9 protein-coding genes are annotated in these 7,016 nt (G+C 65.1%); 3 read left to right on the top strand and 6 right to left on the bottom strand.

Translation table 11 applies throughout. From position 1 onward, the window contains the following. Positions 1–22 precede the first annotated feature (22 nt). Entirely contained in the window at positions 23–1,108 is a 1,086-nt protein-coding gene (locus tag ACREB7_RS03065) for a hypothetical protein (protein ID WP_431590815.1), read from the bottom strand. A gap of 178 nt (positions 1,109–1,286) precedes the next feature. On the opposite strand from ACREB7_RS03065, the gene ACREB7_RS03070 reads away from it, so the two are divergent. After that, positions 1,287–2,006 carry a hypothetical protein gene (locus ACREB7_RS03070; protein WP_431590816.1) on the top strand — a complete coding sequence of 240 codons (720 nt, stop codon included), beginning with the start codon at positions 1,287–1,289 and terminating at the stop codon, positions 2,004–2,006. 6 nt (positions 2,007–2,012) lie between these two features. Here ACREB7_RS03070 and ACREB7_RS03075 read toward each other — a convergent pair whose 3' ends face one another. The 4 genes from ACREB7_RS03075 to ACREB7_RS03090 form a co-directional block, all read right to left on the bottom strand. Then, positions 2,013–2,948 carry a hemolysin family protein gene (locus tag ACREB7_RS03075; protein ID WP_431590817.1) on the bottom strand — a complete coding sequence of 312 codons (936 nt, stop codon included), beginning with the start codon at positions 2,946–2,948 and terminating at the stop codon, positions 2,013–2,015. 19 nt (positions 2,949–2,967) lie between these two features. Beyond that, a complete protein-coding gene (ybeY, locus tag ACREB7_RS03080; RefSeq protein ID WP_431590818.1) occupies positions 2,968–3,489 on the bottom strand; it encodes an rRNA maturation RNase YbeY in 522 nt (173 codons plus the stop codon). A 721-nt stretch (positions 3,490–4,210) separates the two neighbouring features. Next, complete coding sequence (locus tag ACREB7_RS03085) at positions 4,211–5,077, bottom strand: sigma-70 family RNA polymerase sigma factor (protein WP_431590819.1); 867 nt, start codon at positions 5,075–5,077, stop codon at positions 4,211–4,213. Further along, positions 5,077–5,532 (bottom strand): carboxymuconolactone decarboxylase family protein, encoded by a 456-nt coding sequence (locus ACREB7_RS03090; RefSeq protein ID WP_431590820.1) that lies wholly within the window; start codon positions 5,530–5,532, stop codon positions 5,077–5,079. Before ACREB7_RS03090 ends, ACREB7_RS03085 begins: the two co-directional genes overlap by 1 nt. Positions 5,533–5,737: 205 nt before the next feature. On the opposite strand from ACREB7_RS03090, the gene ACREB7_RS03095 reads away from it, so the two are divergent. After that, complete coding sequence (locus ACREB7_RS03095) at positions 5,738–6,118, top strand: DoxX family protein (RefSeq protein ID WP_431590821.1); 381 nt, start codon at positions 5,738–5,740, stop codon at positions 6,116–6,118. 2 nt (positions 6,119–6,120) lie between these two features. Beyond that, positions 6,121–6,609 carry a hypothetical protein gene (locus ACREB7_RS03100; protein WP_431590822.1) on the top strand — a complete coding sequence of 163 codons (489 nt, stop codon included), beginning with the start codon at positions 6,121–6,123 and terminating at the stop codon, positions 6,607–6,609. A gap of 67 nt (positions 6,610–6,676) precedes the next feature. Here the strand turns inward: ACREB7_RS03100 and ACREB7_RS03105 are convergent, their stop codons facing one another. Further along, positions 6,677–6,919, bottom strand: a complete 243-nt coding sequence (locus ACREB7_RS03105) for a DUF6607 family protein (protein WP_431590823.1) — start codon at positions 6,917–6,919, stop codon at positions 6,677–6,679. Between the last annotated feature and the right edge of the window lie 97 nt (positions 6,920–7,016).

Raw genomic sequence — 7,016 nt, forward strand, 5'->3', positions numbered from 1 at the left:
ACCGGCAAAGGCAACGCCGCCGTCAGGCCATGATGCTGTACGGCTCGCCGGCCTTCTTGCGGCACATGCGTTTCGATACCCGCGTTTCCTCACCCTCGACGATCGCGATGTCGGTGATCGCGAGGCATTTGCTGCCATTGGGTTCGGTGTTGAGCGCGGTGATCGTGGACGAGCCCGAGACGCCTTCGCGCGTCGGGCTCTTCCAGTCGGCGGTGGCGCCGACCTCTTCCTTCCTGGTCACCGCGATCGTCGCCTCGGCGGCGACCTTCTGTTCCTTTTCGTCGAGCTGACACGCGATTTCGCCGACCAGCACCGCGCCGAACAGCCCCGAAATGGCGGTGCCGACGCCATCGAGTCCGGCCGCGCTTCCCGCCACGCTGCCGATCAGACCACCGAGCGCCCCGCCGCGCTTGCGCGCTTTCTTGCATTTCTTGTTGCCGCCGTCGGCATCGGCGCGCTTCTTGCCGCTCGCTTCCTTTTTGCCCTCGGCGACCTGTTCGACCACCGGCGCGGCGGCGGATGCCGGAACGGGATAGCCGTTGCAGCCGGTGTTGAAACAGAAGCGGTCAGCAAGATAGGCGCGATCGGTCTGATATTGGGCTTCGACGCCGCGATAGGCCGCGAGATTCGCGCCCTCGGGGTCGGACGCGGCATGTTCGGCCATGATGCGCTTGTAAAAATCGGCCTGGGTCTGCGCCGAATAGCGCATCTGGCCGCCGACCTTGTCCGAATAGAGCGCCGACAGCCGGTTTTGATAGCCGATCATCGCCTCGCGATAGGGGAGCATGGTCTGGTTATAATAAGCGTCGATCGCCAATGTGCAGCGGTTGATATCGGCCGCCTTGTCGAACGGCGCTGCGATCTTCTGATAATCCTCGCGGCAATCGGGATAGCTCGCGGTGTCGAGTTCGGGCCGTGCGGGCAGGGCGGGTAACGGCGGCTCGGCGGCGGGCGGCGGCACATAGGCGGCATCGCCCTCGCCCGCCGGCGGCGCCTGAGCGGCATCGACGGCCGGTTCGCCCTGCCACGCCGCAGCAAAGGCGCCGCTGGCAAGCAACAATGCGCCGGTGCCCGCGAAAACCGATATTCGCCGCCAGATAAATTGCATGTCCGAAAGCCCCCCCTTTTTCAGCGCTACGCCCGAATGCGCCGCGCCGCAAGGCCGGCCAATGACGTGGGTCACAGCCCGTCGTGGGCGCGCCCGGCGCGATGTTGTTTTGGCGCCGCCGATCGCCTAGCATGCGGCGATCGGCCGCCCGGGGGGCCGGCCATAATCGGGGATGGCGATGCGCCGCTGGATCAAATCCGTCACTTTGACCGCCGCGATGCTGGCCTGCACCGGCGCGACGCCGCCGGGCATGGACCCCGACAACCCGACCTGTCCGGCGAGCCCCAGTTGGTCCGATTACAAGACGATGGTGCTGACCCCGTTCAAGCGCAGCGGCGAGACGGTGTTGCTCGCCGAAGGGCGGGTCGACAGCGGGCTGCCGGCGCGGCTGGAAAAGGTGCTGACCGACAATCCGGCGATCAGCGAAATCTGGGTCCGTTCGCCCGGCGGCGATGCGCGGGCCGGCAATGCGGCGGGGCTGTTGATCCGCAAGTTCAGCAAAGAGCGGCAGATGGTGACCCGCATTCCGTCGGGATGGACCTGTTTCAGCGCGTGCAACTTCGTCTTCATGGGCGGGCGGGCGCGGACGATCGACCCCGGCGGCCATTTCATGGTCCATATGTTCACGATGACGGGTGACCAGAATGTGATCCAGTCGAGCGTCGCGCTCGGCACCGCATCGACCACCGAACTGATCAGCGACGTCGAGCGCGAGGCGGCGCTGATGGCGACCGAGGACAATGACCTGCTGATCCGCCTCGACGTGTCGCGCGACCTGTTGTCCGACATCATGTACCGCCAGAAAGCGGTCGCAACCGAAGGCGACCGCTCGACACGCCGCTGCCTGACGATGGAAGAAGCGCTGCGCTATAACGTCGTCAACGTCCGCCCGGACTGAGCGGCGCTAGTCCCCCGTTTCGGACGAGGCCTCGAGCTCGACAACGACCGGCGGGTGCAGCCGCAGGCGGTGGACGCGGCGTTCGTCGGCCTCGGTCACCTCGATGCGCCAGCCGCTCGGGTGAAGCAGGATTTCGCCGACCTCGGGCACATGCCCCGCAAGCACGGCGGAGAGGCCGCCGAGGGTGTCGACATCCTCCTCGACCTCGGCAAGCCGCGGGTCGATCGCTTCGCCGATGTCGTCGAGTTCGGCGCGCGCGTCGGCGTCCCAGCAACCATTGTCACTGCGGGTGAAGAGCAGGACGGGCTCGTCGTCATGCTCGTCCTCGATCTCGCCGACGATTTCCTCGACCAGATCCTCGATCGTGACGAGGCCTTCGGTGCCCGAATATTCGTCGATGACGATGGCGAGGTGGGTGCGCTGCGCGCGCATGTCGGCGAGCAGGTCGAGGACCCCCATCGACTGCGGCACATAAAGCGGCTGGCGGATCAGGTCGATCAGCGGCGGCGGCGCGCGCTTCTCCGCCAGCACGGCGAAGACGTCCTTGATGTGGATCATGCCGACGACCTCGTCGAGATTTTCGCGGTAGACCGGCAGGCGGCTGTGCCCGGCCTCGGCGAACAGCGCGACGATCTCTTCGAAGCTCGCGCTTTCACCGATCGCGATGATCTCGCCGCGCGGGACCGCGACGTCATCGACGGTCTGCTCGCCGAAATGCAGGAGGTTGCGCAGCATCTTGCGCTCGATCGGCGACAGGTCGCCGACGACGCTGCTGCCGCGCCGCTCCTGCCCTTCTTCCTCGGCCTCGTCGATGACCTCTTCGATCTGCTCGCGCAGCGACGGTTCCTTGTCGCCCCCGAACAGCAATGTCCGGATGCCGGCCCACAGGCCGCTTCTACTGTCCTCTTCCGATCGGGTCGAAGATCCCTGGTCGTCGGGCATGATGCGTATTGTTTCCCTGTTAAATCTCGTCCGCATATGGATTGGCGAGGCCCAGCGATGCAAGCGCTTTCACTTCGAGCGCCTCCATCGCGCTGGCGCTCGCATCGTCCATATGGTCGTAACCCACGAGGTGGAGCGTGCCATGGACGATCAGATGGGTCGCATGATCCTCCAGCGAAATCCCCTTCTCTTCGGCCTCGCGCGCGCAGGTTTCGCGCGCCAGCACGATGTCGCCGAGCAGGATTTCGCCCCCCAAGGCTTCTTTGGCGTCGCTGTTCGCCAGCCCTTCGAGCAGGTCGTCCTGCACCTGCGGGAAGGAGAGTACATTGGTCGGCTTGTCCTTGCCGCGAAAGTCGCGGTTGAGCTGATGAACCTCCGCATCGTCGGTCAGCCGCACCGCGACCTCGACCAGCGGCGCGGCGTCGGTCAGACCGGCATATGGGGTCAGCGCGAGCGCGGCCGCGACGGCTTCGGCGGCGCGCGCCTCCCAATCGAGCGTGTCGGGCCAGGGCGTCGCGGCATGGGTTTCGACGGTCAGCATGGCGCGCGACCGGCATGAAAGGCATTGGGAAGGCGCAGAAATTCACTCCGGAATCGCATTGCAATCGCCATCGGTGAAACAGCGAGCGAGGCATGTTGTCGGCGGGTCATCGGCGCCACGCTATCGCGGTGAAATAAGATAGGACAGCGGAAAATTGGACCGGTTGTAACCGGAGCCGACGCGCGGACGTAATCCCTTCATGCCACGGTTCCGTTCCCTCCTAGTCGCGCTGCTGGTAGCGATCGCTGCGAGCGGGTCGGCCATGGCGGCCGCGGCGTGCCCCGCGACCGGCACGGCCAGCGGCTGTTGCGGCGAGAAGCACGCCAGCTGCCCGATCGCCGGGCCAGCCTGCCGCGTCGCCTGCGCGCCCGCAGTGATCCCACACCCGCCCGATGTGGCGGCGACGCGACCGCGAGACTCGCTCCTCCTGTTTTCGGCCGCCGTCTTCCATGGCGAGGGACGGTGGATCCGGCCGCCCCTGCCGCCGCCGCGACCGGCAGACGGCTGAAACGAAACACAAATTTCAGGAGAATAGAGAATGAAGAAGATTATCGGCCTTATCGCCCTCGGTGCCGCAACGATCAGCAGCACCGCCTTTGCCGCCTCTCCGACAGCCTTCGCTGCCGCCTGCTGCGCGCTCGGCGCATGCTGCGGGTTGCCTTGCTGCGGATAGGACGGGTCGCGGGTTGGGGCGCCGACTTCGGTCGGCGCCCCAATTCGCTCAATGCATATGGCGCAGCTTGTCGGGGTTGCGCACGACATAGATGGCGGTGACCTTGCCGTCTGCAATCTCGAGCGCGGTCGTCTGGAACTCGCCGTCGGCCTCGCGGGTGACGAAGCCGGGCAGGCCGTTGATCATGCCGGCGTGGACCAGCGTCGAGCCATATTTGCCGAACAGCACCGCCAGGCTGCGATGCAGTTTCAGCACGGTGTCGAAACCCAGCACCGGACCCATCGCGGCGGGGCGTTTGCCGCCGCCGTCGGCCCACATGCCGACATCGGCAGCAAGCAGCGCGCCGAGCGCGCCCATGTCGCCGCTGCGCGACGCGGCGAAGAAGGCGTTGGCGATCTCTAGCCCCTGCTGTTTCTCGAGCTTGTAGCGTGGGCGCGCGTCGCGGACATGGGTGCGGGCGCGTGCCGCGAGTTGGCGCGTCGCGGCGGGATCGCGGCCGATCGTCCCGGCGACCTCGTCATACTCGACGCCGAACACGTCGTGGAGCAGGAAGGCGGCGCGCTCCAGCGGCGACAGGCGTTCGAGCGCGAGCATCAGCGGCAGGGTGACATCATCCTCTTCCTCCTCCTCGACCAGCGGGTCGGGAAGCCAGGGGCCGACATAGGTCTCGCGCTGGCTGCGCGCCGATTTGATCTGGTCGAGGCAGAGCCGCGTCACGGTGCGGCGGAGGAAGGCCGCAGGCTCGCGCACCGCATCGCGATCGGTGCCGAGCCAGCGGAGGAAAGCATCCTGCACCACATCCTCGGCATCGGCGACCGACCCGAGCATGCGGTAGGCGACACGGGTGAGCAGCGGACGCAGCGGGTCGAAACTGTCCGCCGCGTCTGCTGCTTCGTGCGAACCCGGCATGGTCATCAGGCGGCTTTGGCCGCGGGCATCTCGTACCAGAGGTCGAAGCCGACCGCGATGCGGTTCCAGCCATTGATGACATTGATCATCAGCGTCAGGTGCACCTGTTCCTCCGGGGTGAAATGGGCTTCGAGTTCGGTCTTTATCGCCTTCTGTGTGTGGCCTTGCGCGACGGTGGTCAAGGCGTCGGTCCAGGCGAGCGCCGCGCGCTCGCGATCAGTATAGACGGGCGCTTCGCGCCAAGCGGCGAGCAGATAGACGCGCTGTTCGGTCTCGCCCTTGGCGCGGGCTTCGACGCTGTGCATGTTGATGCAGTTGGCGCAGCCGTTGAGGATCGAAGAACGGATTTTCACCAGTTCGATCAGGCTCGGCTCGAGGCTGTTCTGCGCCGCCATCGAAAAGGCCGTCCACTGCTTCATCAGCTGCGGGGCGGCGGCATAGGGGTCGGTCACCTTGGTCATCGTCGATCTCCTTGTTCGGGTTGTACCGACATGACGAGACAGGATCGGCGGGTGTGACATGGCCGGCGAAAAAAGAGTCGTTGCGCCGATTTTTTCGCGGCGCAGCGATGTGAGGACCGGAAACGCTCGGTTTCCGACAAGGCGCTTTGACCGGTCGCGAAGCTGCACTAGCATCGCCCTCGTTCAACGAGTGAGGGGGTGGACTATGAAATTTCTCGATGGCTTCACCGAACAGGCCTATGCGCTGCTGCGCATCGTCGCGGGCCTGTTGTTCCTGGCGCATGGCGTGCAGAAATTCTTCAACTTCCCGGTCGCCTTTCCGATGCCGCTCAACCCGATGCTGCAGGCGGCGGGCACGATCGAACTGGTTGCGGGCGGGTTGATCGTGCTCGGGCTGTTCACGCGCCCCGCAGCCTTCATCGCCAGCGGCATGTCGGCGGTCGGTTACTGGATCGCGCACGGCCCGCAAAGCCCCTTCCCGATCGTCAACGGCGGCGAGCCGATCGTGCTCTACTGCTTCATCTTCCTGTTCATCGCGACGCGCGGCGCAGGCATCTGGAGCGCGGACGCGGCGATGAGGAAATAGGCATGCGCCGTTCGTTGCTGATTGGCATGGCATGCGGGGCGGCGCTTGCCTTGGCGAGCGCTGCCATTGCCAACACTTGGCTCGTGGAAGAACCGAAAGCGCTCTATCTGCGGATCGCCGACGACAATTTCGACTATATGCTGGCCCCGGGCTACCGCGATGGAGATGGGCCTATCAGCCCACAATTGGTGAGGCATTGCGGAGTCAACAGGTTCACCGTCGACTTGGCCATTCCCGATCATGCAGGGTCGGCGTTCGTCAATCTCGAGAATACACCGCGCGCACAGCTCAATTGCCTGATCGGCGAAGCGCGAATTCATGGCTTGTCATTGGCTATCGTCGATGGCGAAGACACCGCCAGCTTCGAATGTCTGCCCGGCTGGCCATCGCGATTCCAGCGCTTCAATCCGGCGGACTATGGATTTTGCCCGAAGGGTGAGCCCAATCCAGTGGTTGGGAAAGGACCAGCCCTGACGCGCACCGATCGATAGATTGAAAAATGGGGCGGCTCCTTGCGGAGCCGCCCCTTGAGGTGCGGGCTTCACATGGTGAAGGTCGTCAGAGCTTGCGGGTGTTCGTCTCGATCAGCTTTTTCGCCTCGGCGATCGCTTTCTCGGTGGTCAGCGTCTTGTCCTGGATCTCGTTCGCCATGTCGAGCAGGCGGCCGCTGATCACGGTGCCGGTCTGCGCTTCCTCCTGGATCGCGATGCCGCCCTTAGTGGCGGCGACGCGGTCCCATTCGGCGCGGACGGCGGCCCAATAGTCTTTGGTCGCTGACGTGACCCCCTGATTTTCCTCCAACAGTGATTAGAGTCCGGCCTTGAAGGAAGGACGGACAGATGAAGCGTTTGAGGTTTTCGGAAGAGCAGATCATCGGGGTGTTGAAGGAAGCGGAGGC

Origin of the sequence: Sphingopyxis sp. (genome assembly GCF_050725615.1) — a bacterium.
GTDB lineage: Bacteria > Pseudomonadota > Alphaproteobacteria > Sphingomonadales > Sphingomonadaceae > Sphingopyxis.